Origin of the sequence: Oribacterium sinus, assembly GCF_963553175.1 — a bacterium.
GTDB classification, from domain to species: domain Bacteria; phylum Bacillota; class Clostridia; order Lachnospirales; family Lachnospiraceae; genus Oribacterium; species Oribacterium sinus_B.
Genome location: NZ_CAUVME010000002.1, coordinates 1 through 23086, shown reverse-complemented (window position 1 = coordinate 23086; position 23086 = coordinate 1). Strand labels below are relative to the sequence as shown.

Below are 23086 nucleotides of genomic sequence, written 5' to 3'. Positions count from 1 at the left end.
GGAGAAGGGGGAAATGCAGACAGGAAAAATTGTCCAGGTTATGGGACCTGTTGTGGATGTGGAGTTTATGGAAGCCCCACTTCCCAAGATTAAGACGGCCATGGTTGTAGACAACCACGGCGTAACAGGAACCATGGAGGTAGCTGAGCATTTAGGAGAGAATACCGTCCGTTGCATCATGCTGGCCCCCAGTGAGGGATTGGAAAGAGACATGGAGGTCCGTTCCACAGGAAAGGGAATTTCCGTTCCGGTGGGAGAGCAGACTCTCGGTCGTCTCTTTAACGTATTGGGAGAAACCATTGACGGAAAGGATCCCATTACCGATGGAGAGGAATGGGAAATTCATAGAAAACCGCCTGCTTTTGTGGATCAAAGCCCGGTGCAGGAGGTACTGGAAACCGGAATCAAGGTTATTGACCTGATTGCTCCCTATGCAAAGGGCGGAAAGGTCGGCCTTTTCGGTGGAGCCGGAGTAGGAAAAACCGTCCTGATTCAGGAGTTGATTCGAAACGTCGCAACAGAGCACGGCGGATACTCCATTTTCACCGGAGTAGGAGAGCGTTCCCGTGAGGGTAATGACCTCTATATGGAAATGACGGAATCCGGCGTTATTAAGAACACTGCGCTGGTATTCGGACAGATGAACGAGTCTCCCGGAGCCAGAATGCGTGTAGCGGAGACCGGACTTACCATGGCGGAGTATTTCCGTGATGTGCAGAAGAAGGATGTATTGCTCTTTATTGATAATATCTTCCGTTTTGTGCAGGCAGGTTCCGAGGTATCTTCTCTGCTGGGAAGAATGCCTTCCGCGGTAGGATATCAGCCTACCCTGGCTTCCGAAATGGGACAGCTGCAGGAAAGAATCGCCTCCACCAAGGAGGGATCCGTTACCTCCGTACAGGCGGTATACGTTCCGGCGGATGACTTAACCGACCCGGCACCGGCAACCACCTTTGCTCATTTGGATGCTACTACGGTACTTTCCAGAAAGATTGTTGAGCAGGGTATTTATCCGGCGGTGGATCCTTTGGAGTCTTCTTCCCGTATTTTGGAAGAAAGCATTGTAGGAAAAGAGCACTATGATACTGCCCAGAGCGTTTTACAGATTTTACAGAAGTACAAGGAATTACAGGATATTATCGCCATCCTGGGTATGGAAGAGCTTTCCGAGGAGGATAAGCTTTTGGTATATCGTGCCAGAAAGATTCGTAACTTCCTTTCTCAGCCATTCTTCGTGGGAGAACAGTTTACCGGTGTAGCAGGACGCTACGTGCCTTTGAAGGAAACCATCGAGGGCTTTAAGGCCATTATCAGCGGAGAAATGGATGAGGTGCCGGAGCTTGCGTTCTTCAATGTAGGAAATCTGGAGGACGTAAAGAAGAAGGCAGAGCTCTTAAAGGGCTAAGGAGTTTTCTATGATGCGAGGAAACGGAAACTTATTTAGCGCAAAGGTCATTGCCACCAACAAAGTGTACTATGATGACCGTTTGCGATATCTGAACGTTCGAACACTGGACGGACAAATCGGTTTTATGGCGCACCATGCCCCGATTGTCGTAGCGGTGGATATCGGCGTATTGGACATGCAGAAGCCGGACGGCTCCTGGGAGCATGTGGAAGTAGGAAAGGGTATTCTGCAATTTGCCAACAACCGTCTTACTCTTTTGGTGGACACTCTGGAAACCAAGGAAGAGATGGATATCCGCAGAGCGGAAGAGGCCAAGGAAAGGGCGGAGGAAGAGCTTCGCCAGAAGCAGAGCTACCAGGAGTTTAAGAAATCTCAGGCGGCTTTGGCCAGAGCCTTGGGAAGACTGGAATTCTACAAGAAGACCTATATGTAGAAAGCCGGAATTCTGTCAAAATGCTGTCTTTGTAGCTTGGATTTTTATAAGGAGATCCGCCTATAGGGCAGAAGATTCTTCAAATCTCTTGCTTATCCTTTCATTTGGAATTACAATGGCAAGGATTAGGAAAGAAAAGGAGAAACTATGTTTAGTCCAAAACAGAAAAAAACCATTACTACAGTAATCGTTGTGATTTTGATTGCATTGATGGTACTTACCATGGTATTACCGCCATTGCTTTCGAGAATGTAAAATGAGAAGAGAGAAATTACTTCTTTTAGGCTACCCCGGACAATGGGGTAGCCAGTTTTTATGGAAAAAAATACGAGAGGATCAGGATTGCCCCTTTTCCAAAGCTTTTATAGAGGAAGAAGCGGAAAGACTGAGAAGCTTGCCAAGACTTTATTTGAAAGAGACGGCTCATGGGAAGCGAACTGGGGAGGCCGTTAAGACCTTGCCGGAAAAAGGCGGACAGCCACAAAGCTGCCCGGAGCAACCCATCCTTTCCGCGGAAAATATCCTTTTGTTTACAGAGGGAGAGAAGAAGGGGCAAAGTATTCCTCTTTATGAAGAGGATCTGCAAGCCAAATGGAATGCAGGAGAGCTTAGCTTAGGAAGTGTGGAAAATCTATTTCCAAACTGGATTTCCGACTTCGGGATTTCAGAGATCCTGCCCCTGGGAAGAGGAGGAATTCTATCCGGCCTTTGGCAACTTTCCGGAGGCGGTTTTTCCTTTTCCTACGAAAAAATCCCCTTCTTACAGGGGACGATAGAGCTCTGCGAACATTTTCAGATTTCCCCCTATTATCTTTATTCGGGAAATGCCTATCTTCTTCGACTGGAAGAGGCTGAGGCTTTTTCAGAGCTGGCAAGGGAGAGAGGAATTGTGGCTTCCTGTATCGGTATTTCAGAAGAAGGGAAGAAACGCATGAGAAGGGACGCTCAGGGAGAGTCCTTTTTAACAAAGCGGGAGAGGGACAGCTTGGAGGAGCTGTTTTCCAAAAAGGAGCTGGAGGAGAGCTTGCCGGCCTTCTTTAGGAAAGAGGATTCCCTTGTATTTTAAGAAGAATACCTTTGTATTTTAAGGAGAATGCCTTTGTATTTTAAGTAGAATGCCTTTCCCTTGCGGTGCTTTTGGAAATTGAGTACAATAGATTTTCGGAAAAGAACTTCAGGCTAAGCTTTCCCGCTTGGCAAGGGAAGAATCTGAGAATTTTTATAAAACAGAGATCAAGTCCTATGGAAGGAAAATAAAGGAGAAGCATGAGAGAAAAAATTCTAAGCATCATAGAGAAGAATGCAAAATTACCTGTGGAGGATTTGGCTGCTCTTTTGGGAGAAGACCCGGAACAGGTAGGGGCTGAAATTAAAGCTATGGAAGAGGAAGGCGTGATTTGTGCCTACCACACCCTGATTAACTGGGACAGCACCCAGGATGAACGGGTAGATGCCCTCATTGAGGTGAAGGTAACTCCCCAGAGAGGCATGGGTTTTGACAGCATTGCAGAGCGTATTTACCAGTATGAAGAGGTGGATGCTTTGTATCTGATGAGTGGAGCCTTTGACTTCACCGTAATCGTAAAGGGAAGAACCATGAAGGAAGTGGCTAACTTCGTTTCCATGAAGTTGGGACCTATGGAGTCCGTCCTTTCCACCGCCACCCACTTCGTATTAAAGCGGTATAAGGATCACGGCACCAAGCTGGTGGCGCCGAAGAAGGATGAAAGAATGCAGGTATCCCCATAGCATTGTAGGAGTGCCGACAAGGAATTTTCCAAAGAAGAAATAAGAGAGTGAGCATGAGCGAAAACAAGGAACAGCAACAAAATCTGCCCAGGGAATTAAACCCGGCGATTGTAAATATACGTCCCAGTGGAATCCGGAAGTTTTTTGATATCGTATCGGAAATGAAGGATGCCATTTCTCTTGGTGTGGGAGAACCGGACTTTGATACCCCCTGGCATATTCGGGAAGAGGGAATCCATTCTTTAGAGAAGGGAAGAACCTTTTATTCCTCCAATGCGGGACTGTTGGAGCTTCGAGAAGCCATCTCCGACTACGTGGCCGAGAAGCATCAGGTGCAGTATGACCCGAAAAATGAGGTTATGGTTACCGTAGGAGGTTCGGAGGCCATTGACCTGGCTATGCGTGTCATTTTAGAGCCGGGAGACGAGGTTTTGATTCCGGAGCCCTGCTATGTTTCCTATACTCCCTGTGTAAAAATGGCCTACGGTGTACCGGTGCCCATTGCCCTGGAAGCCAAGGACCAGTTCCGCCTGACCAGGGAAAAGCTGGAGCAGGCTATTACGGAGAAAACAAAAATACTGGTACTCCCCTTCCCCAACAATCCCACCGGAGGCATCATGGAGAAGGAGGATTTGGAAGAGATTGTGCCCTTGATTTTAAAGCATAATCTCTATGTGCTGACCGATGAAATCTACTCCGCCCTTTGCTACAAGGGAGAGCATCATTCCATTATCGAGTTTCCGGGAATGCGGGAAAGAACCGTGTATATCAACGGATTTTCCAAAGCTTATGCCATGACCGGCTGGCGCTTGGGCTATGCCTGCAGCGCGGCACCCGTTTTAAAGCAAATGTTGAAGCTTCATCAGTATGCCATCATGTGCGCTCCCACCACCTCCCAGTATTCCGCTGTGGAAGCCATTCGGAACGGAGAAGAGGACGTGCTGAAAATGCGGGATGCTTATAATGAAAGAAGAAGACTCCTCTTGTACCATTTTCAGAAAATGGGCTTGGACTGCTTTGAACCCTTTGGAGCCTTCTATGTTTTTCCTTCTATCAAGAAGTTCGGCCTCAGCAGTGAGGAGTTTGCGGAACGGCTGCTTCGAGAAGAAAAGGTTGCGGTGGTGCCGGGAAATGCCTTCGGAGATTCGGGAGAGGGCTTTATTCGTATATCCTACGCCTATTCCATTGAGAATTTAAAGCTGGCTTTGGAAAGAATAGAGCGTTTTGTGAAGAAATTACAGGAGAGCAATCATGGCCTGGTATGATGGCGCAATTTTTTATCAAATCCTGCCGGGGGCGGTGCTTTCCACCCTTTCCGGGGATGAGAATAGAAATATCAAGGAATTAGAGGAATACCTCCCCTATTTAAAGGTATTAGGCTGTGACGGCATTATCCTGGGACCGGTGTTTTCCAAGAATCCCTTGCAGTACGGCACGGGTGACTTTCGTCAGATTCGGGAATGGCTGGGGACGGAAGAAGAGTTTCGAGGCTTTGTGGAGGATGCCCATGGGATGGGAATCCGCGTGGTGTTGGATGTGGCCTTCCCCTTTTGTGACAGAAGCTTTTTTGCCTTCCAAGATTTGCAGGAAAAGGGAGAAGCCTCCCCGTATTGTAATTGGTTTTTGGATTTAGACTTTTCAAAGAGTTCCCCCATGGGGGATTCCTTTTCCTATCAATCCTTTAGAAATATGCCGGAACATCCCTTGTTCAATCTGGATAATGAGGAGCTTCGGCGTTACCTTGTGGAACAGGTAAAGCACTGGATTTCCTCCTATGATATTGACGGTCTACGTCTGGCCTACAGTGAAGCGGTAGATATTCATTTTCAAAAATCCCTCCGCTACTTCAGCAGTCAAATGAAGCCGGAGTTTTTCCTTTTGGGAGAGCAATTTATTGGAGAGCTGACCAGAGCAATCAATACGGAAACCTTACAATCTCTGGCCAATCAGGAGCTTTATCAGGGACTTTGCCAAGCCTTTAATGAGAAGAATTTCTATGATTTAGCCCAGAGAATCGGAAAAAACCAAGAGCTTGTAAAGCAAATGCAGCTCTTTCTGGAAAGTCCCAATACCCATAGAATCGCCACGGTCTTAGAAGAGGAAAAAAATTTGTGGGGAATCTATATGGCGCTTTTCACTTTGCCGGGAAGACCGACTCTGTATTATGGAGGAGAGTACGCTTTGGCGGGAAAAAGAGGGGAAAAGGAGGGAGAAATTCTTGCTCCGAAGTTCACTCTGTCCCAATATAAGCCGGATGCCTTTACCAGCTATATTGCAAAGCTTGCGGAGATCCACGGGAAGAACTCGGAGTTGCAAATCGGAGAATTTAAAGAGGTTTATCTGGATCATAGACTCTATGCCTATCTGCGCCTGGACGGAAACAGCGCCGTGCTTACGGTGTTGAACAATGACAGCATGGATCAATATATTACCTTAACCCTTCCCAAGAAGGCGAGCATTGCCTTCGACCTGATGACCACAGAGCCGGTGGAGCTGACAGAAGAAGGAAATATCAAGGTTTTCTGTGAAGCCCACGGAGGAAGAATCATTAAGTTAAAATAAGATAAGCAGAAAGAAAAGGAGGGAAGCTTAGCCCTCCTTTTCCTTTTTAGCTTTTTCTGCCAATCGGTAACATAGGGTGTTTCAACTCTAAAAATAAAAGGACAAAAGAACTGAAAATAAGGAGAGAAGAGTTCTATAAATAAGAGGAGAAAAGCACTAAAAATAAGAGGACAAAAGCCCTGAAAATAAGGTATACTAAGAAAATAAACGACGAGAATGATTCCCATCTGCTGATGGAAAGAGGAGGAGAGTTCTATGGAAGGTTTTCTTTCAGAGTTAGACCGGTATCTTTTTGGAAACGGAAGGCATTATAAAATTTATGAGAAGATGGGGGCTCATCCTGCTTGCTTTGAAGGGCAGGAGGGAATCCATTTCGCGGTTTGGGCTCCCCATGCCAAGAGAGTGTCCATCGTTTGTGATCGAAACGGCTGGGATCCGGAGAGGAATCCCATGCTTCCCTTAGAGAGTACGGGCATTTATGAAGGATTTTATCCCGGAATGGGGGTAGGAGAGCTTTATAAGTATGCTATTTTGACAGAGGCCGGGGAATGGATTTTCAAGGCAGACCCCTATGCCTTTGCCGCAGAATTCAGACCGGGAACCGCCTCTATTACAGCAGACCTTTCCGATTTTCCCTGGGCAGACGGAAAATGGATGGAGGAGCGAAAGAAAAGAAATCCGGAAGAATCCCCCATGTCCGTGTATGAGGTGCATTTGGGCTCTTGGAAGCGGCACAATCGTCCGGAAAATAACGGTTTTATCAATTACATCGAAGCGGGAGAACAGCTGGCAGAATACTGTAACTACATGGGCTATACCCATGTGGAATTAATGGGCATTGCAGAGCATCCCTTTGACGGCTCCTGGGGCTATCAGGTGACCGGGTATTATGCGCCAACCTCCCGTTATGGTGATCCCCGACAGTTTATGGAAATGGTCAACATTTTGCATCAGCACGGAATCGGGGTGATTTTAGACTGGGTTCCCGCACATTTTCCAAAGGATGCCCACGGCTTAGCCAACTTTGACGGAACCGCCTGCTACGAACATCCGGATAGCCGTCTGGGAGAGCATCCGGACTGGGGAACCAAGGTCTTTAACTATGAGAAAACAGAGGTACAAAACTTCCTGATTGGAAATGCCCTCTACTGGTACGACATGTATCATATTGATGGCTTACGAGTGGATGCGGTGGCTTCCATGCTGTATCTGGATTACGGCAGAAAAGACGGAGAATGGCTTCCCAATATCTACGGAGGAAACGGCAATCTGGCAGCCATCGAGTTCTTTAAGCATTTAAATTCCATTATCCGAAAGAGAGAGGACGGCACCGTGATTATTGCGGAGGAGTCCACTGCCTGGCCGGACATTACCAAGTCTCCGGACGAGGGAGGCTTAGGCTTCCACTTCAAATGGAATATGGGGTGGATGCATGACTTCCTAAGCTACATGAAGGAAGATCCCATGTATCGAAACTACCACCATAATCAGCTGACCTTCGGCATGAGCTATGCCTATTCGGAGAAGTTCATCCTGGTGCTTTCCCATGACGAGGTAGTACACCTAAAGCGATCCATGATTGAGAAAATGCCGGGAAGCCGGGAGCAAAAGTTTCGGAATCTTAAGGCGGCATACTTCTTTATGATAGGTCATGCCGGAAAGAAGCTGCTCTTTATGGGACAGGATTTCGGACAATACCGGGAGTGGAACGAGGACTGCTCCATTGACTGGCATTTGTTGGAAGAGCAGGAGAACCGTTCCTTACATTCCTTCCTGCGAGATCTTTTACAACTATACAAGAGCTATCCTGCCCTTTATGAGGCGGATTATCTGTATGAAGGCTTCTCCTGGGTCAATGCGGATGATGCCAGCCGATCCATTTACAGCTTTATCCGTAACCCGAAAAATCACCTTGCCCTATCCGGAAAGCCGAGAGTGCAGAATGGTGCCGTAGCGGCAGTGGCAGAAGAGGGCAATATCGTAGAAAACGTCAATATAGATTTAGAGGGCGGCAAGGGCGCTTCTGCTACAAATTCGAAAGAGCATCGGGAAAGTCTTCTCTTCGTGGTAAATATGACTCCTATGGACCATGAAGAATACTGGGTAGGTATGCCGAAAGCCAAGGAAGCAAGACTGATTCTTACAGAAGAAGGGCTTTGCAAGGAAGAAAAATACTACCCCGTGGTCAAGGGAGAATGTGACGGAAGAGACTATCACATTGCCTACCCCTTAAAGGGCTTCGGCTGTGCGTTATTTGCCTTTACGGAGGAAAGCGAGGATTCCTGTGCCAACGCTCTTTCTTCCCCAAAAGAGGAAAATCTTCAAGTTTCCAAAGAAAAGCAGGAAGGGCAGCAGGAGAAAAAAGAAAGCTCTAAGGTAGCGGAAAAGACAGCAGAGAAGCCGGCGGAGAAGGCAGAAGAAAAGCCGGCAGAAAAGTTAGAAGAGAAAAAAGCAGAGAAGCCGGCAGAATATTTCAGCGAAGTCAGAGTCCGGGAGGAAGCCGGCTGAAGGAAAGTCTGGAAAAGGGTGAAAGCTCGGATAAGAGCGGCTCTTTTTCGGAAGAAATAAAGTAAAAAACCGCTTTAAGGGATTAAGACAAAGAGTCAGGCTAAGGAATTAAGATAAATTGTCCGGATGACAAGGCTAAACTGCTGAATCAAGGATTAGAATAGTCTGAAAGACAAGCTATTAAAAAACTACTAGGATCATTAAGAAAGGAAGTAAGCCAATGCAATACAATTTTGATGAAGTAATCGATAGAAAGGGAACTCGCTGTGCAAAGTATGACGAACGAATCAAGAAGTTCGGTACAGAGGATTTGATTCCCCTTTGGATTGCGGATATGGACTTTAAAACAGCCCAGCCCATTATCGACGCCTGCAAGAAACGGGCGGAAGAAGGAATCTTTGGCTACACTTCCAGACCGGACTCCTATTTTGAAGCAGTACAGAACTGGGAGAAGGAACGCTATGACTGGTGTCCGGACACCGCACTCATGTCCTGGTCCTTAGGCGTAGTACAAAGCCTTACCGCCATTGTCCGTACCTTTTCCCATGTGGATGATAAAATCCTGATTCAAAGCCCGGTATACACAGAATTCTGGGACATTCCCGACATGGCCGGCAGAAAGGTTTTGGCCAATGCCTTAGTGGAAAAGGAAGACAGATGGCAGGTGGATTTTGCAGACTTTGAAGAGAAGGCAAAGGAAGCCAAGATTTTCATTCTTTGTAATCCCCATAATCCGCTGGGACTGGTTTGGGAAAAAGAAGAGCTTCAGAAAATGATTGAAATCTGCCACAAGCATCATGTGCTGGTGGTTTCCGATGAAATTCACTCTGACCTTATCTTCCATGGGAAGAAGCATTTGCGCGCTGCAACCGTTTCTCCCTTGGCAAAGGAAACGGTGATTACCTGCGTATCCTTAAGTAAGACCTTTAACTTAGCAGGCTTACAGGCCTCCACCACCATTTTCCCCAATCAAGAACTGAAGAAGGATTTCGACCTGTTCTGGACGAGAATGGATATCCACAGAAACAATGCCTTTTCTTCCGTAGCCATGGAGGCGGCTTATCGTGAGGGCGGAGAATGGCTTTCCCAGCTCCTGTCGTACTTGGAGGCAAACCTAAGCTTTGTGGAAGACTTTGTTAATCGGGAGATTCCAAAACTTAAGGTGCATGTGCCGGATGCCACCTATCTGATGCTCTTGGATTGTCGAGGCTTAGGCATGAATGATAAGGAACTGAATGATTTTATGGTGCATAAGGCAAAAATCGGTCTAAATGCCGGCGTATCCTTCGGAAAGGAAATTTCCGGATTTATGCGTCTGAATGTAGCCTGCTCCCGGAAGCTTTTGGAACAGGGATTGATTCAGCTTCGGGACGCGGTGGCAAGCTTATAAAAAGTGTAAATAAAATTATTTTGGATCAGTAATTACAGATCTATTTCACATGGCTATAGAGGATTAAAGAAACGGAATGGCGAAAGGAAGAGGCAAAAAGAAAAAGGGAGTTTTCTCCTTTTTTCAAGGGAAAAAAGCGAAGAGGCAGCAGGGCAGAACTGCTTCCTTTATGGAAGGTATCAAGCTTTTTTCCGCCTTCTTCCTTCTCTTTCTTTTCGGGATTTTTTTATTCCGAAAAGCCCATCAGACCCAATGGTATTTTCCGGCTTCCGTCCTAAAGCACCAGGCCGCCATGGAGCGGGTAGCCAAAGAAAAGGGACTGGAAGAGGATTTGGATGTGCTTTTTGCCATTATGACGGTGGAATCCCATGGCAAATTAAAGGATGTGATGCAGTCCAGCGAGTCCAAGGGTCTGCCGGTAAATACATTGGATACGGACGCTTCCATTGAACAAGGGCTAAAGTATTATAAGGATTTAAAGGAGAAGGCAAGGGCCTTGGGGCTAGAGGAAAAAGCAGTAATCCAGGCCTATAATTACGGCCCCGGCTTTTTGTATTATGTAGAGAAAAACGGAGGCAAATACACCGATGCATTGGCGGAGGAATTTGCCAAAAACATGGCGAAAGGGAAGACGATAAAATACAGCCACCCCATTGCCAAAAAGGAAAATGGCGGCTACCGCTATCTCTACGGCAATATGTTTTACGCCAGAGTAGTAGAAGAAACCTTACAGTTTCATAGGGAGAAAAATAAGATGGAAATCACCACAGTTCAGAAAATCCTGATGACCGCTACGGCAGGATTGTTTTTATACATTATGCTTTTGGAAACCTTTATGACCGACAGCGACAGCACTTCTCGAGTTTTCAAAATGTCGGTTCGAGAACTAAGAAATAAAAATATCAACACTCTATTTAAAAATCAGGGAATCTATAACGGTCTGCTGGGTCTGGCTCTTCTTTACGGTATATTCAGTCCCGGTGCCAATGTGGAGCTTTGCCTTGTGCTATGCAGCATCATGTTTTTGGTGGCGGTATACGGCGCCATCAGCTCGGATAAGATGATTCTCCTAAAGCAGGGGACACTCCCTTTTTTGAGTCTCTTAAGTTTGATTTTGAAGTGGTAGAGAAAGACGGAATTGGATGGAACTTCAGTGCATAGGGAATTGGACAGAGTTTTTTAGTACGGAGAGAATTGGATGGAGCTTTAGCACAGAGGGAGTTGGATAGAGTTTTAGCCTATAGGAGAAAAATATGCTGATTATTTTTGTGATTTTTGGAATAGCTATAGGGATAAGCCTTTTTGTTGGTTTATCGGGAAAGAAATAGCTAAAAGCGAGAGAAATATATTCAGGGGAAAATAGTGTCAGGAAAAAATATGTTTGCCAAAACTAAGTTAGGAAAAAATATGACCGAGGAAAACAAGTCCGAGAAGAATAAGTCTAATCAAAGAAAATCAGAAAAAAATAGTTCCGAAAAAACTAAGTTGAGGAATGAAGAGCAGTCTCTTCAAAAAAATGACTTGATTATGCTGGAAATCACAGACTTAACAGAGGAAGGCCAGGGTGTCGGAAAAAAGGACGGCTTGGTTTTTTTCGTGAAAGACAGCGTGATGGGAGACTGGGTAGAGGCCAGGATTTTAAAGGTGAAAAAGAACTATGCCTATGCCAAGGTGGAGAAGCTTTTGGAAGCATCTCCTTATCGTATTACACCCCTCTGTCCCGTAGCGGGAAAATGCGGAGGCTGCCAGCTACAGCATTTGTCCTATGAAAAGGAACTTTCCTGGAAAGAGGACAGAATCGCCCAAAGTCTGATTCGTATTGCCGGACTTTCTCCGGAGGAAGTAGAGAGCAAAAAAGAGGGAATTCTGGGCGGAGTGCTTTCTCGCTATCGGAATAAAGCCCAGTATCCGGTGCAGAGTAGGAAGGAAATAAGAAGTGGAGGGGCAACTTCTGTTTCGGATTGGAAAGTGGACGGGAAGTGGCCTGGAAAGAATAAAATAGAAGCTAAAGAAAAATCTTCTGATCTTAGTATGGGCTTTTACGGCTTCCATAGCCACCGCATTATCGAAACGGAGGACTGCCTGATTAACAGCGCAGAGAATCCTTTGATTTTAGAGTGCATCAAGGAATGGGCAAGGGAATACAAGATTTCCGGCTATGAGGAAGAAACAGGGAAGGGTCTGCTTCGCCACATTTTTCTAAGAAAGGGATTTTCTACCGGAGAAATCCTGCTTTGCCTTGTGCTAAACGGAAAGAGCCTGCCCCATGGAAAAGAGCTGTGGGAGCGCATGCAGGACTTGTCTTTTAGTGTTGAGGAAGATGGTATACAAAACGGAGTGAATGTACATTGTGGAATAGATGTACAAAGTAAAGCAGATGAGTATTTCGGGAAAAATGGTATCGTTAAAGGAAGCATTGTCGGTCTTTGCGTGAATATCAACGAAGGTAGCGGCAACGCCATTTTAGGAAGAGAAACCCTTTGCCTTTACGGAAAAGAAAGCATAGAGGATAAAATCGGGGAGCTTAGCTTCTCTATTTCCGTACCTTCATTTTATCAGGTGAATCCGGTGCAGACCGAGAAGATCTATGGGAAAGCTTTGGAGTATGCGGCATTAACAGGAGAAGAAACGGTTTGGGATTGTTACTGCGGAATCGGTACAATTTCCCTCTTCCTCGCACAAAAAGCAAAGCAGGTTTATGGGCTGGAAATCGTTCCGGAAGCCATTGAAAATGCCAAGAAAAATGCGGAAAAGAATGGTCTCCATAATGCAGAGTTCTTTGTGGGTGCAGCTGAAGAAGTTCTTCCCAAGTGGGTGGAGGAACAGAAGAGAGAAGGCAAGGACGTGGGAAATCTGGTGGATGTGGTTTCCTTGGATCCGCCCAGAAAAGGCTGTGATGAAGCTTGCCTTTCCGCAGTATTGGAACTTAGCCCCAAGCGCATTGTCTATGTAAGCTGCGATCCCGGAAGTTTGGCAAGAGATATGAAGTATCTAAGAGAAGGTGGATATAAGCTGGAGAAATGGGTGGGAATTGATAACTTCCCCAGGACAGGACATGTGGAGACTATAGCGTTACTACAAAAAGAGGAATCGTGAAAATCCTCCATTTTAGGCAGTTTTACAAGCATTTCGTCTTCGTAGAAGATGCTGATGGAGGAATTGAGGATGCTATCTCGAAAATTGATGCAAAGATAAAGGAGCAGTAGCAGGAACTCCAGGAGCATCTAGAAGCTCTTGACAATTTCTTGGATGAGCAGACGGAGGCGATTACAGAATACAGTGAAACGCTGGTAGGGGGTCTCATCGAGAAGACTACGGTTTTAGACAAGACGTTAGTAGTCGAGTTTAAGACAGGCCTGCAGATCGAAGTGGAAGTATAATCAAAGCAAACTAGGCAGCCAAAAATGATTCGGCAGTATTTTGTTGTGTAAATACTTTACAATATGTATAATTTAAGATAGTTAATTTATGATGCATGAAAGGAGGCATTTGATGAGTAATTCCTTTAAATGAATCGTAACAAAAGAGAACAGCAATATTATATAGTTGCTCTTGTTAAAGAACTTGCACCGTTAAGAGATAAAGTAGGGATTTCTCAAGGAGACTTTACAGGTATTATTGGTGTGTCGAGACAGACATATTTATCAATTGAGAAAGATATGTCTTGGAGTACTTATCTTTCACTTATTCTATTTTTCGATTACAATTATCCGACATATCAAGTGATTAGAAAGATTGATGCATTTCCCCAAGAACTGATAGGATAGTTTAATGGAGATGGCATGTTCTTGTTAGCAGGAGATATAGCGTAGAGTAAGCAATTAAATGATGCATCGAATATGCTCTCCTCTTTAGACGACCAAGAATTAGATGCAGTTAAGACAGTGTTAAATTGTAATATGAATGATAATTGGAAAAGGGAGGTAGTAATTGATGCCAATTCAACAAGTCATAAAATACGAGGGCGATAATAGTATCTTCGTATGGAAGCATCCGGCGGAGGATTTTAATACAAATTCTCAGCTAATTGTCCATGAATCCCAAGAAGCAATATTTTTTTTAAATGGGCAACCGCTTGATCTGTTTGGCTCAGGCAAATATACACTTGAGACGCAGAACATACCTTTATTAAGGCATGTTATTAATATCCCGACAGGTGGAGAATCAGCTTTTCATTGTGAAGTTTATTTCATTAATAAAGTCGAACAGATGGCCATCCAGTGGGGAACTGATAGTAAAGTCCAGTATATTGAACCGACATATGGCTTTCCTATTTCAATTGGGGCTGGCGGCGAAATGAGCCTTAGAGTTGCGGATTCACAAAAACTCTTAATGCAGATCGTCGGAACAGAGAAGGTTTTAAGCAGAGTAAAGCTCGTGTCATACTTTAGAGCGTTTTTGATGTCCAGAATTAAAACTTATATTGCACAGACATTTAAAGCATGCAAAATTAATATTTTCGAAGTCGACGAACATCTTAATTCTTTCTCGGATGCTATAAAAGAAAAATTGCTCCCAGACTTTGCTGAGTATGGAATAGCACTTGAACGTTTCTTTGTTACTAGAATTGTAAAGCCGGAAGGTGATTTACAGTATGAAAAGTTCAAGGATTTACACTTTAGACAATACGCAGATATAGCAGAGGCTCAAATTAGGCAGCAAGTTGGAGTGATTAATCAGTATACAGAAGCACAGAAGATGGTGATTGAGTCTCAAGGTATTGCACAAAAGCGAAATATTGAGGGATATACATATCAGCAGGAACGTGGTTTTAACGTTGCAGAACATCTTGCTCAAAATGAAGGTGCTGGAAACTTTAGTAGTGCTGGTATAGGAATCGGAATGATGGCTGGAGTCGGTGGTGCTGTCGGAAATACGGTCGGTGGAATGTTTACAGACGCATTTAACGGTATGCAAAGTAATCTAACGTCCCAAGAAGACCATTTCTGCGAAGAATGTGGAGCGAAGTTGATTCCAGGCTCTGCATTCTGTAATGAATGTGGTTATCCCGTATCTCGTGCAAACAATTGTAGTAAATGTGGGTATGTCTTTGATCGTCCTGGAAAGTTCTGCCCTAAGTGTGGAACAAAGAGGGAGAGATAAGAAATGAGTAAGAATAAATTTATCGCAATAATCATGTGGGCAATACTATTCTCGGCATCAGTTTTCCTACTATTCATGATTCCTAATTACTATTCAATCAGTATTTTTGTTGCATTGGCTTTTGATTGTATAGCATTTTTATCACAGCTTATTATATGGTTGATACGGCTTAAAACATATTCAAATGATGTATTTTGGTCAACTTCGACAATCTTGATTTCAACCATCTATATGATTGTTCAGTTTATTATTTGTGTAGTGACTGCAATTTTGAATGACGGAATTTCACTAAAGGTGTTACTGATAATCAATGTAATTTTAATGGCACTAATGTGGGTTTTGATTCTTGCCATACTAAATGCTAAGAATCATGCAAACAGAATTGATTCTAGGCAAAAAGAACATCACGTTGAACTATAAGAAAGTGGAGGATTAACAAATGAAACAGCTTATGTGTGAAATGTGTGGCGGAACAGACCTTGTAAAACAGGACGGAGTGTTTGTGTGCCAGACTTGTGGTACTAAGTATTCTGTTGAAGAAGCAAAGAAAATGATGATTGAAGGAACTGTTGAAGTCGCAGGTACAGTCAAAGTTGATAATACTGCTTCTGTAGCTAATTACCTAATGATGGCGAAGAATGCTTATGAAGCCGACAATAAAAAAGAGGCTGAGACCTATTGTAATAAGATTATCGAGATCGATCCAATTAATTATGAGGCGTGGTTACTGAAAGGATGTACAGCTGGTTGGCAGTCCACATTGGCAAATATCAGAATCGAAGAAGCAGTGAATTGCTTTACAAAAGCATTGGAGAGTGCTCCAGAAGATAAAAAGGAAGAGGTAATGAAAGAAGCGTCGGATGAGGTTTCTAGTCTTTCTTTTGCATTGGTGTCCCTATGCTGCGATAACTATGCAAAAAATGGTTCTGTCGATAATGCAAGTACAATAAAGAAAAATGTGCAAGCGATAAAATTTTACAGTTTATTATTTATGGCAAAGTGTGGAGTTAAGACAAATGACCTTAGTGTAAAGGTTGCATTGAAGATTAATGGATCAGTTGTAATTGCGTATAAAAATGACATTAAAAAAGATTACTGGGGATCTACCGGCCATCCTTCAAAAGCTGCTTGGGATAGATATATTGAACAATGTCGTGCTGCTATTGATTTGATTAATTTAGCAATAGGCTTAAGTGATGATGGAGAGAAAAATAAAACGTTATATGAGAACAAGATTTTTATCTTAAAGGAACTTGAAGGCTCTGCATCATACACATATATGAATGGCGGTTGGGTAAAAGAATATTCATATCAAGCTGAAGGAAAGACAAAAATCATCGATATGATTATGGAATGCCATAATAAGATTAAAGATATTGATCCGAATTATACAATTCCAGAAAGACCAAAACAGACAAGTGGTTGTTATGTAGCAACAGCCGTTTATGGATCCTACGATTGTCCGCAGGTTTGGACTTTGAGACGTTATCGTGATAATACTCTGGCATCTACCTGGTATGGTAGAGCATTTATCTGCACATATTATGCTATTAGTCCTACATTAGTTAAATGGTTTGGTGACACCAACTGGTTTAAAAATATGTGGAGAGGTAAACTTGATTGTATAGTTGAGAATCTCCGAGCTGAAGGTGTAGAGGATACACCATACGAGGATAAAGATTGGAGAAAATAATTTTTAACTTAAGCCGGGGGCTCTTAAATGGAACCCTCGGTAATTTTGTACGAGGAGATAAGATTTATGGCAAAAACAGGACAAACATATCAATATATAGTTGCGGATTCCATTCTGGGAAATTTGCAGGATGAATACAGTTTATCCGAGCAGGAATATTATCGAATCTACGTATTTTATGTTACATATTCGATGTGTGGAACCCAAAGTGCTAAAAAGCGAACCTTTAAAGATTATGGATGGACTAGTGAAAGTGTGAAAAACACTGCTATAGGAGATGCGTTGACGACTGAACTAAGTCTTAATAGAAATGCTAACTTTATTTTCACAAATAAAGATGATCTTGCAACTCAATTTGCAAGCCACAATTTTCCAGATGGGTTGCTTGAGGATGTTGATATAGAACGAGCTGTTATAGCTAGAACATCTGAATCCAACAACCACCTTAAGTTGTTTTATAGAATTAGGGATGGATTCGCGCATGGAAAATTTAAACTTCGCTTATCAACTAGTAGCGAGAAGATGGTTGTGATTCAAGACGATAACAGGCATAATGTAACTGCTAGAATTGTATTGAAATTATCTACGATTCTTGGGTTTATTGATGTAGTAGATATAAATGGACTTGTATAAGCAATGATATATTTCCATTAATGGAACACATTCATAGTGGTGTCTCGGGGGGGCATATAGAGACAGTAGCGTTATTGTCCAAACTAGATGTCGATAAAGCAAAGTAGTATTGGATTAATTTATAGGAAATAAAAATGGTACTGATATTTACCATAAGGTATTTAAAGGAGCTAGTAGATTATTATCGTATTATATACGTAAGAAAAATCAAGAAATGAAAGCTTGAGCCTTTACTGTGGAGGAAGATATGTAATGGATGAAATGTGTTATACAACAATTGATAATACGGCTTCTGTATTTTTAGTAATATCTGTAGCAGAACCAGAACCCTTCACATAATAACGGCATATTTTGCCTTTAAATATTTAAAAACTATAAGAGGAATCGAGATGTTGAAATGGTGGATACTTGACACTTTTTTTAAAAAAGAGCTATTAGATATGCAATATTACTATCAAGGTAAAGTAGAGGATATTGAAATAAATGCGGATAAGAAAACCACTACGATAGAGCTTGTGCACAGCATCTTAAAAGAAAAGAATCATGTTATTGTTGGAGAAGACATTAACAGAATGAAAGAACAGGTTTTAGTTGTACAATGGGTTTTTGACAATTATATTTGGTTTATGTTGTACAGTGAACGCTATAAGGCTATTAATAACCATCCTAGAATTATGGCATCATATGTGTCAAGTTATGAAGAGGATCCTTATATCAAAATCGATGATATATTGGTGGTCAATAATGATGTGGGAAACGGCTCTATATTGATGCCTTACTTTATTAAGTATTGTAAAACCACTGATGCAAAGTATATATGTGGTCAACTTTCATCGGTTGATAAGGGACACTTTAATCGCTCGGAGCATTTTTATAAAAAGCATGGATTCAATGTAGAGTTCACGTCTAATCGCAGCTCTGGCTCAATTAAATATACATTAGCAGAAGACACGACAGAATCGAAAAAGTGAACATTAGAATGGCAAAACAGGACATTGATAATATTTTAAAGCAAAAAAAATAAGTTATATCTCGAAACTTCATGTTATGTATTCGAAGCAGAATAATTAGAAGGAAATATATGTATGGGTGTTATTATTGATGAGTCTATTATTAAATGTGTGCGTGGAGTATATGGAATTTTCATAGAATTAGATGGCAATAGAACATGTGAATATGTAGGGAAAAGTGAAGAGGTTCCAACACGTGCCGAATATCATAAGAATAAGATTGAGGGTGGAACACACATTAAAGTGTTAGTAAATACAAATAAAGATTCGAAAGCAAAAATTATAATTGCTGTCTTGGAAGATGTTTCTTATGTATTCGATAATTATTATAAAGATGCTCAACGCTTAGCAAGCGCTGAAAACTATTGAATAGATAAGTACCAGGGAATGGGGCAATGCTTACACCAGGTACCTGAAGGAAAGAGACCATCATCAGTAAGTTGGGAAAAATTGAAGAGGTTAAAATATGGCGAAATATGCATATAGAGATAAAGCAAGAAAAGATATAATTTATTCAAATTCAGCAATAGAAGAAGATAGGAATAAAGCGTTTTTTTGTCCTAATCCAAATTGTGAAGCAAAATTATATATTTGTGCTGTAGATGGAAGTAATAGTGCCTATTTCAGGGCGACAAAAGCTGAATTTAAGCATATCAAAAATTGTCCATTTGGGAATAGTAATACAGAATTCGATTCCAAGAAATACGATGAATCAAAATTTAGATACGATGATGCCATCAATAATCTTCTTTGTACAACTAAAACATCATCGCCAACAACTGCTTCTTCTGCGCATGGTACTGGTAAGCCGAGTATTCATCCACCAAGAACATTAAGACAAATATATTCTTTGTGTAAAAGTCTACCTATTAGAGGAACCTATGCTGGTAAAGAAATAGGCTCAATGATATTAGATGACAGAAGCGAATATAGATATTCTAAAGGTTGTTTTGGAAATAAAATAATTGAAGCGACCGTGAATGGAAAAATTTATAATGATAAGAAAAAGGAAGTTTATCTGGCGGCGCCTGTAAATAGTAAAAAATATGTATTAACATTAACATTTTTGGATGAAAGTCTTTATAAAGAGATTCGTACGGAAATATATAATAATAGAGATAAGATTATAGTTATTGCCGGAAGATGGAAATCAGCAGGTAAATCCAATGAAATTGTTTCGGAAGTGTATGGAAAAAAGCAGGTTATGGTTATAAAAAAATGAATAAATGCAGAAGCGTGGAAGAAAAGTAAATCAAAATAATTATTTTTCAAAAAGCTTACAATCAAAAACAGCAACCGGAAGCATGATTCGTTTTTTACATCCTCGTTACTCAAAGTCCTACATCGTTGATTTGAAAAATGCTTTTATTCCATTGGATTTGTTTTAATGACATATTCTGGATAAGCATTGCAAGATGTGCAAGAATATATAAGAAAGGGGTGATTGCTATGATACTCCCTGAAAATTTAATGAACTTGATTCGTCAGGGTGAAGGCCTGACGGTCGAATTCAAAAAATCGACAACAGATATCACGAAGGATGTCTACGATACCGTTTGTTCGTTTTCTAATCGGGAGGGCGGTCATATTTTCTTTGGTGTAAAAGATACCGGCGCGATTCATGGCGTCGATAAAGACTGCATTGAGCAGATGAAGAAAAACTTTGTTACGACAATCAATAATGAGAACAAAATGTATCCGCCACTATATCTGACTCCGGAGGAATATGAGATTGATGGACTTACTGTTCTATATGTCTATGTTCCGGTTGGAAAAACTGTTTACCGCAATGCAGGCAGAATATTTGACCGCAATAATGAGTCTGATATCGATATTACGGATAATGCGGACATGGTTTTCAATCTTTATGCTCGTAAGCAAAGCACCTATTTTGTGAATAAGGTCTATCCTGCAATTCCGATTTCAAGCCTTCGTCATGATCTGATGGATCGAGCAAGGAGAATGACGAGAATGAATACCGAGCATCATCCGTGGGTTGACATGACAGATGAGGAGATGCTCAGAAGCTGTGGACTCATACTTGAAGATCCGGAAACGAATAAAGAGGGTATCACACTTGCGGCAATTCTGCTCTTCGGTACAGATAACCGTATCATGTCTGTGTTGCCTCAGCATAAGACAGATGCTATTTTCAGAGTGTTTAATGTGGATCGTTATGATGATAGAGATGTGGTAATCACAAACTTGATTGAAAGCTATGACCGTCTGATGGAATTTGGGAAAAAGCATCTGAATGATGTATTTACATTGGATGGCATCCAACGGGTAAGTGCTAGAGATAAAATCCTGCGTGAGATTATCTCCAACTTGCTCATGCACCGTGATTTTTCTAGCGGATATGTACCGAAGCTTGTCATTGAGAGGGACAAGCTCACAACAGAAAATGCCAACCTTGCGCACGGGCATGGAAACCTGAATCTGAAAACATTTAGGCCATTCGCAAAGAATCCGCCGATAGCAAAGGTTTTCCGAGAGATTGGACTTGCTGATGAGCTTGGAAGTGGTATGAGAAATAGCTATAAATACACGAAGATGTATTCTGGCGGAGAGCCTATATTTACAGAGGCCGATGTTTTTACGACAGTGATTCCCCTTTCCGAGGCGGCAACTGTTACAGTCGGACCGACTACCCAGGGTACTACCCAAGCGGCTACCCAAGGTACTATGCAAGCTGAACTGAGCGAAAGAGATAAGACGTTAGTTAATTTCTTACTGAAGCATCCTGACTATACACAAGTAAAGATTGCGAATGCATTAAACTGGGATGTTAATACTGTGAAATATTATATGAATAAGCTAAAGAAGAATTCCGTGATCCTACGCCACGGGACAAGTCAGAACGGCTATTGGGAAGTTATTGATAAGAATTGAGATAACATACATTTATCTGCATTTTACGACACTACAAAGTGCGCTTATAGATCAAGCTAAAGGGCCAAAATGCCAAGGTGACGCTTTGACCAATTTCCGCGAACGAATACAAATCATGGAATAAATATTAGAAAAATTTGTATTAAAAAGTTCTCTAAATCATTCTTGATAATTAGGGAACTTTTTTGTATTATTCAAATAAAAAAAGTTCCCTAAAATGAAAGAGGTGACAGCAATGGGGGCAAATTATTCAGAAATTCAAGAATTATTACAGCAAAGAGCAGATATACAGGCTAGAATGAATCTAATGCCATATGATGGAAATCCGGAAATTAAGGTATCGAATGATGCAAGATACTTGTACATGCGTAAACGAGTGGCAGGAAAACTGACATCTACCTATGTGGATCTGTATTCAGATGAACTGTATCAGTTGCTTTTGCGTAATGCTAAAGAACGAAAAGATTTAAATAAAGCTCTTCGTAAAATCAATAAAGATTTGGCGGTGCTTGGTTATGAAGATAAGGAACTTTCGACTAGAGTGTTACAGAACTTGGATTTTGCCAGAGCCAATATGAAAGCCAATATCTATGATCAGGCAGTCTTAGAGGGTGTTGCAACCACATTTCCACAGACAGAGGACATTATAGAGAACGGAAAGGTTAGTGGAGTATCGGCTACTGACGTGCAAAAAATTCTTAACTTGAAACATGCCTGGGAATTTATTCTGGATAGAGATGTTATTCAAAGTGAAAGTAATTATCACATGCTCTGTCATATTGCAAAGCTGGTTAATGAAGGTTTCTTCTATGATGGAGGCCGTATTCGTGGTATTCCCGTACAGATTGGAGGAACAAGTTATGTGCCACCGTTGCCTGTTGAATCTGTCGTTATCGGGCAAATAGAAGAAATTAGAAGCCGGGACAAAGATCCAATAGAGACAGCGATTGAATTATGTATGTATTGTATGAAAACACAGGTGTTCAAAGATGGAAATAAGCGAGCATCCGTTATTTTTGCAAATCATTATTTGATTGCACAAGGTATGGGGTTATTAGTTATACCGGAAAAGGATGTGCTGGAGTTTAAAAAATTATTAGTTCGGTATTATGAAGGTGAGCCACTAGAGCTTATTGGAGCATTTCTAAAAGAGCGTTGTTGGAAGCGCTTTTAGGGGTTTAACAGCTTTTTTTAAAAATGATCTGTCTTTGTTTTTTAATAGTATGAAGACGGCCAGCAATATATTCAGCGACAAAGGATATGGATGAAAGTTTCACAGTGTTCAATTGAAAAGGAAGAAGCTATTTTAGATGCGTTGAAGTGTTTTAAGATAATTAAAGACGGTTTTTAGTGTATATGGGAGGGTGGATATGGATTCTAAAGAGATAAAGCAGCTAATTCAAAATGGAGAGAAGATAGATGTCGAATTTAAAGAATCCAAAAATGCTTTAACCAAAGATGTCTTTGATACAGTATGTTCATTCAATAATAGAAATGGCGGACATATTTTACTTGGTGTAAATGATAAAAGAGAGATTGTTGGTGTTAGTAAAGACAAAGTTGATAAAGTGATTAAGGAATTTACTACGGCAATCAATAATCCGCAAAAGATGTATCCGCCACTTTATTTGCTTCCTGAAGTCTTTGATATAGACGAGAAAAAAGTAATTTACATCAGAGTTCCTGAAGGTTATCAGGTGTGCAG

The 23086-nt window shown here is 41.9% G+C and carries 21 protein-coding genes; all 21 read left to right on the top strand.

Features of this window, described 5'->3' with window-relative positions:
* Positions 1 to 13 precede the first annotated feature (13 nt).
* A complete protein-coding gene (atpD, locus tag RYO92_RS00640; RefSeq protein WP_314833826.1) occupies positions 14 to 1405 on the top strand; it encodes a F0F1 ATP synthase subunit beta in 1392 nt (463 codons plus the stop codon).
* Positions 1406 to 1415: 10 nt separating this feature from the next.
* The gene (atpC, locus tag RYO92_RS00635) at positions 1416 to 1841 is read left to right on the top strand and encodes an ATP synthase F1 subunit epsilon (protein WP_007157396.1); all 426 of its coding nucleotides are present in this window, start codon (positions 1416 to 1418) and stop codon (positions 1839 to 1841) included.
* A gap of 256 nt (positions 1842 to 2097) precedes the next feature.
* A complete protein-coding gene (locus tag RYO92_RS00630; RefSeq protein ID WP_315369141.1) occupies positions 2098 to 2907 on the top strand; it encodes a hypothetical protein in 810 nt (269 codons plus the stop codon).
* 200 nt (positions 2908 to 3107) lie between these two features.
* Positions 3108 to 3590 carry an Lrp/AsnC family transcriptional regulator gene (locus RYO92_RS00625; RefSeq protein ID WP_007157393.1) on the top strand — a complete coding sequence of 161 codons (483 nt, stop codon included), beginning with the start codon at positions 3108 to 3110 and terminating at the stop codon, positions 3588 to 3590.
* A gap of 53 nt (positions 3591 to 3643) precedes the next feature.
* A complete protein-coding gene (locus tag RYO92_RS00620; RefSeq protein ID WP_315369140.1) occupies positions 3644 to 4855 on the top strand; it encodes an aminotransferase class I/II-fold pyridoxal phosphate-dependent enzyme in 1212 nt (403 codons plus the stop codon).
* Positions 4842 to 6152 carry an alpha-amylase family glycosyl hydrolase gene (locus RYO92_RS00615; protein WP_315369139.1) on the top strand — a complete coding sequence of 437 codons (1311 nt, stop codon included), beginning with the start codon at positions 4842 to 4844 and terminating at the stop codon, positions 6150 to 6152. The genes RYO92_RS00620 and RYO92_RS00615 overlap by 14 nt, the downstream gene beginning before the upstream one ends.
* 255 nt (positions 6153 to 6407) lie before the next feature.
* On the top strand, positions 6408 to 8660 hold the full coding sequence (glgB, locus tag RYO92_RS00610) for a 1,4-alpha-glucan branching protein GlgB (protein WP_315369137.1): 2253 nt from the start codon (positions 6408 to 6410) through the stop codon (positions 8658 to 8660).
* 220 nt (positions 8661 to 8880) lie between these two features.
* Positions 8881 to 10050, top strand: a complete 1170-nt coding sequence (locus RYO92_RS00605; protein ID WP_315369136.1) for a MalY/PatB family protein — start codon at positions 8881 to 8883, stop codon at positions 10048 to 10050.
* 76 nt (positions 10051 to 10126) lie between these two features.
* On the top strand, positions 10127 to 11176 hold the full coding sequence (locus tag RYO92_RS00600; protein WP_315369135.1) for a DUF1304 family protein: 1050 nt from the start codon (positions 10127 to 10129) through the stop codon (positions 11174 to 11176).
* A 401-nt stretch (positions 11177 to 11577) separates the two neighbouring features.
* Positions 11578 to 13146, top strand: coding sequence for a 23S rRNA (uracil(1939)-C(5))-methyltransferase RlmD (rlmD, locus tag RYO92_RS00595; RefSeq protein WP_442945600.1), 1569 nt, complete (start codon positions 11578 to 11580; stop codon positions 13144 to 13146).
* Between the two features lie 413 nt (positions 13147 to 13559).
* Positions 13560 to 13817, top strand: a complete 258-nt coding sequence (locus tag RYO92_RS00590) for a hypothetical protein (protein ID WP_007157384.1) — start codon at positions 13560 to 13562, stop codon at positions 13815 to 13817.
* A 166-nt stretch (positions 13818 to 13983) separates the two neighbouring features.
* Positions 13984 to 15153, top strand: a complete 1170-nt coding sequence (locus RYO92_RS00585) for an SPFH domain-containing protein (protein WP_007157383.1) — start codon at positions 13984 to 13986, stop codon at positions 15151 to 15153.
* A gap of 3 nt (positions 15154 to 15156) precedes the next feature.
* Complete coding sequence (locus tag RYO92_RS00580; protein WP_007157382.1) at positions 15157 to 15573, top strand: hypothetical protein; 417 nt, start codon at positions 15157 to 15159, stop codon at positions 15571 to 15573.
* A 19-nt stretch (positions 15574 to 15592) separates the two neighbouring features.
* On the top strand, positions 15593 to 16846 hold the full coding sequence (locus RYO92_RS00575) for a tetratricopeptide repeat protein (RefSeq protein ID WP_007157381.1): 1254 nt from the start codon (positions 15593 to 15595) through the stop codon (positions 16844 to 16846).
* 66 nt (positions 16847 to 16912) lie between these two features.
* The gene (locus RYO92_RS00570; protein ID WP_040648855.1) at positions 16913 to 17479 is read left to right on the top strand and encodes a hypothetical protein; all 567 of its coding nucleotides are present in this window, start codon (positions 16913 to 16915) and stop codon (positions 17477 to 17479) included.
* 389 nt (positions 17480 to 17868) lie between these two features.
* A complete protein-coding gene (locus RYO92_RS00565; protein ID WP_007157379.1) occupies positions 17869 to 18450 on the top strand; it encodes a hypothetical protein in 582 nt (193 codons plus the stop codon).
* A 114-nt stretch (positions 18451 to 18564) separates the two neighbouring features.
* On the top strand, positions 18565 to 18858 hold the full coding sequence (locus tag RYO92_RS00560; protein ID WP_007157378.1) for a GIY-YIG nuclease family protein: 294 nt from the start codon (positions 18565 to 18567) through the stop codon (positions 18856 to 18858).
* Positions 18859 to 18955: 97 nt separating this feature from the next.
* A complete protein-coding gene (locus tag RYO92_RS00555) occupies positions 18956 to 19711 on the top strand; it encodes a hypothetical protein (protein ID WP_007157377.1) in 756 nt (251 codons plus the stop codon).
* A 227-nt stretch (positions 19712 to 19938) separates the two neighbouring features.
* Positions 19939 to 21381 carry an RNA-binding domain-containing protein gene (locus RYO92_RS00550; protein WP_315369133.1) on the top strand — a complete coding sequence of 481 codons (1443 nt, stop codon included), beginning with the start codon at positions 19939 to 19941 and terminating at the stop codon, positions 21379 to 21381.
* Between the two features lie 217 nt (positions 21382 to 21598).
* The gene (locus RYO92_RS00545; protein ID WP_315369132.1) at positions 21599 to 22555 is read left to right on the top strand and encodes a Fic family protein; all 957 of its coding nucleotides are present in this window, start codon (positions 21599 to 21601) and stop codon (positions 22553 to 22555) included.
* Between the two features lie 196 nt (positions 22556 to 22751).
* On the top strand, positions 22752 to 23086 hold a 335-nt coding region (locus RYO92_RS00540; RefSeq protein WP_315369131.1), incomplete at its 3' end, for an AlbA family DNA-binding domain-containing protein.

Excerpts from the sequence above, each read along its gene's own strand:
- atpD (WP_314833826.1), top strand. The coding sequence starts at position 14 with ATGCAGACAGGAAAAATTGTCCAGGTTATGGGACCTGTTGTGGATGTG.
- atpC (WP_007157396.1), top strand. The coding sequence starts at position 1,416 with ATGATGCGAGGAAACGGAAACTTATTTAGCGCAAAGGTCATTGCCACC.
- RYO92_RS00630 (WP_315369141.1), top strand. The coding sequence starts at position 2,098 with ATGAGAAGAGAGAAATTACTTCTTTTAGGCTACCCCGGACAATGGGGT.
- RYO92_RS00625 (WP_007157393.1), top strand. The coding sequence starts at position 3,108 with ATGAGAGAAAAAATTCTAAGCATCATAGAGAAGAATGCAAAATTACCT.
- RYO92_RS00620 (WP_315369140.1), top strand. The coding sequence starts at position 3,644 with ATGAGCGAAAACAAGGAACAGCAACAAAATCTGCCCAGGGAATTAAAC.
- RYO92_RS00615 (WP_315369139.1), top strand. The coding sequence starts at position 4,842 with ATGGCCTGGTATGATGGCGCAATTTTTTATCAAATCCTGCCGGGGGCG.
- glgB (WP_315369137.1), top strand. The coding sequence starts at position 6,408 with ATGGAAGGTTTTCTTTCAGAGTTAGACCGGTATCTTTTTGGAAACGGA.
- RYO92_RS00605 (WP_315369136.1), top strand. The coding sequence starts at position 8,881 with ATGCAATACAATTTTGATGAAGTAATCGATAGAAAGGGAACTCGCTGT.
- RYO92_RS00600 (WP_315369135.1), top strand. The coding sequence starts at position 10,127 with ATGGCGAAAGGAAGAGGCAAAAAGAAAAAGGGAGTTTTCTCCTTTTTT.
- rlmD (WP_442945600.1), top strand. The coding sequence starts at position 11,578 with ATGCTGGAAATCACAGACTTAACAGAGGAAGGCCAGGGTGTCGGAAAA.
- RYO92_RS00590 (WP_007157384.1), top strand. The coding sequence starts at position 13,560 with ATGAATCGTAACAAAAGAGAACAGCAATATTATATAGTTGCTCTTGTT.
- RYO92_RS00585 (WP_007157383.1), top strand. The coding sequence starts at position 13,984 with ATGCCAATTCAACAAGTCATAAAATACGAGGGCGATAATAGTATCTTC.
- RYO92_RS00580 (WP_007157382.1), top strand. The coding sequence starts at position 15,157 with ATGAGTAAGAATAAATTTATCGCAATAATCATGTGGGCAATACTATTC.
- RYO92_RS00575 (WP_007157381.1), top strand. The coding sequence starts at position 15,593 with ATGAAACAGCTTATGTGTGAAATGTGTGGCGGAACAGACCTTGTAAAA.
- RYO92_RS00570 (WP_040648855.1), top strand. The coding sequence starts at position 16,913 with ATGGCAAAAACAGGACAAACATATCAATATATAGTTGCGGATTCCATT.
- RYO92_RS00565 (WP_007157379.1), top strand. The coding sequence starts at position 17,869 with ATGTTGAAATGGTGGATACTTGACACTTTTTTTAAAAAAGAGCTATTA.
- RYO92_RS00560 (WP_007157378.1), top strand. The coding sequence starts at position 18,565 with ATGGGTGTTATTATTGATGAGTCTATTATTAAATGTGTGCGTGGAGTA.
- RYO92_RS00555 (WP_007157377.1), top strand. The coding sequence starts at position 18,956 with ATGGCGAAATATGCATATAGAGATAAAGCAAGAAAAGATATAATTTAT.
- RYO92_RS00550 (WP_315369133.1), top strand. The coding sequence starts at position 19,939 with ATGATACTCCCTGAAAATTTAATGAACTTGATTCGTCAGGGTGAAGGC.
- RYO92_RS00545 (WP_315369132.1), top strand. The coding sequence starts at position 21,599 with ATGAAAGAGGTGACAGCAATGGGGGCAAATTATTCAGAAATTCAAGAA.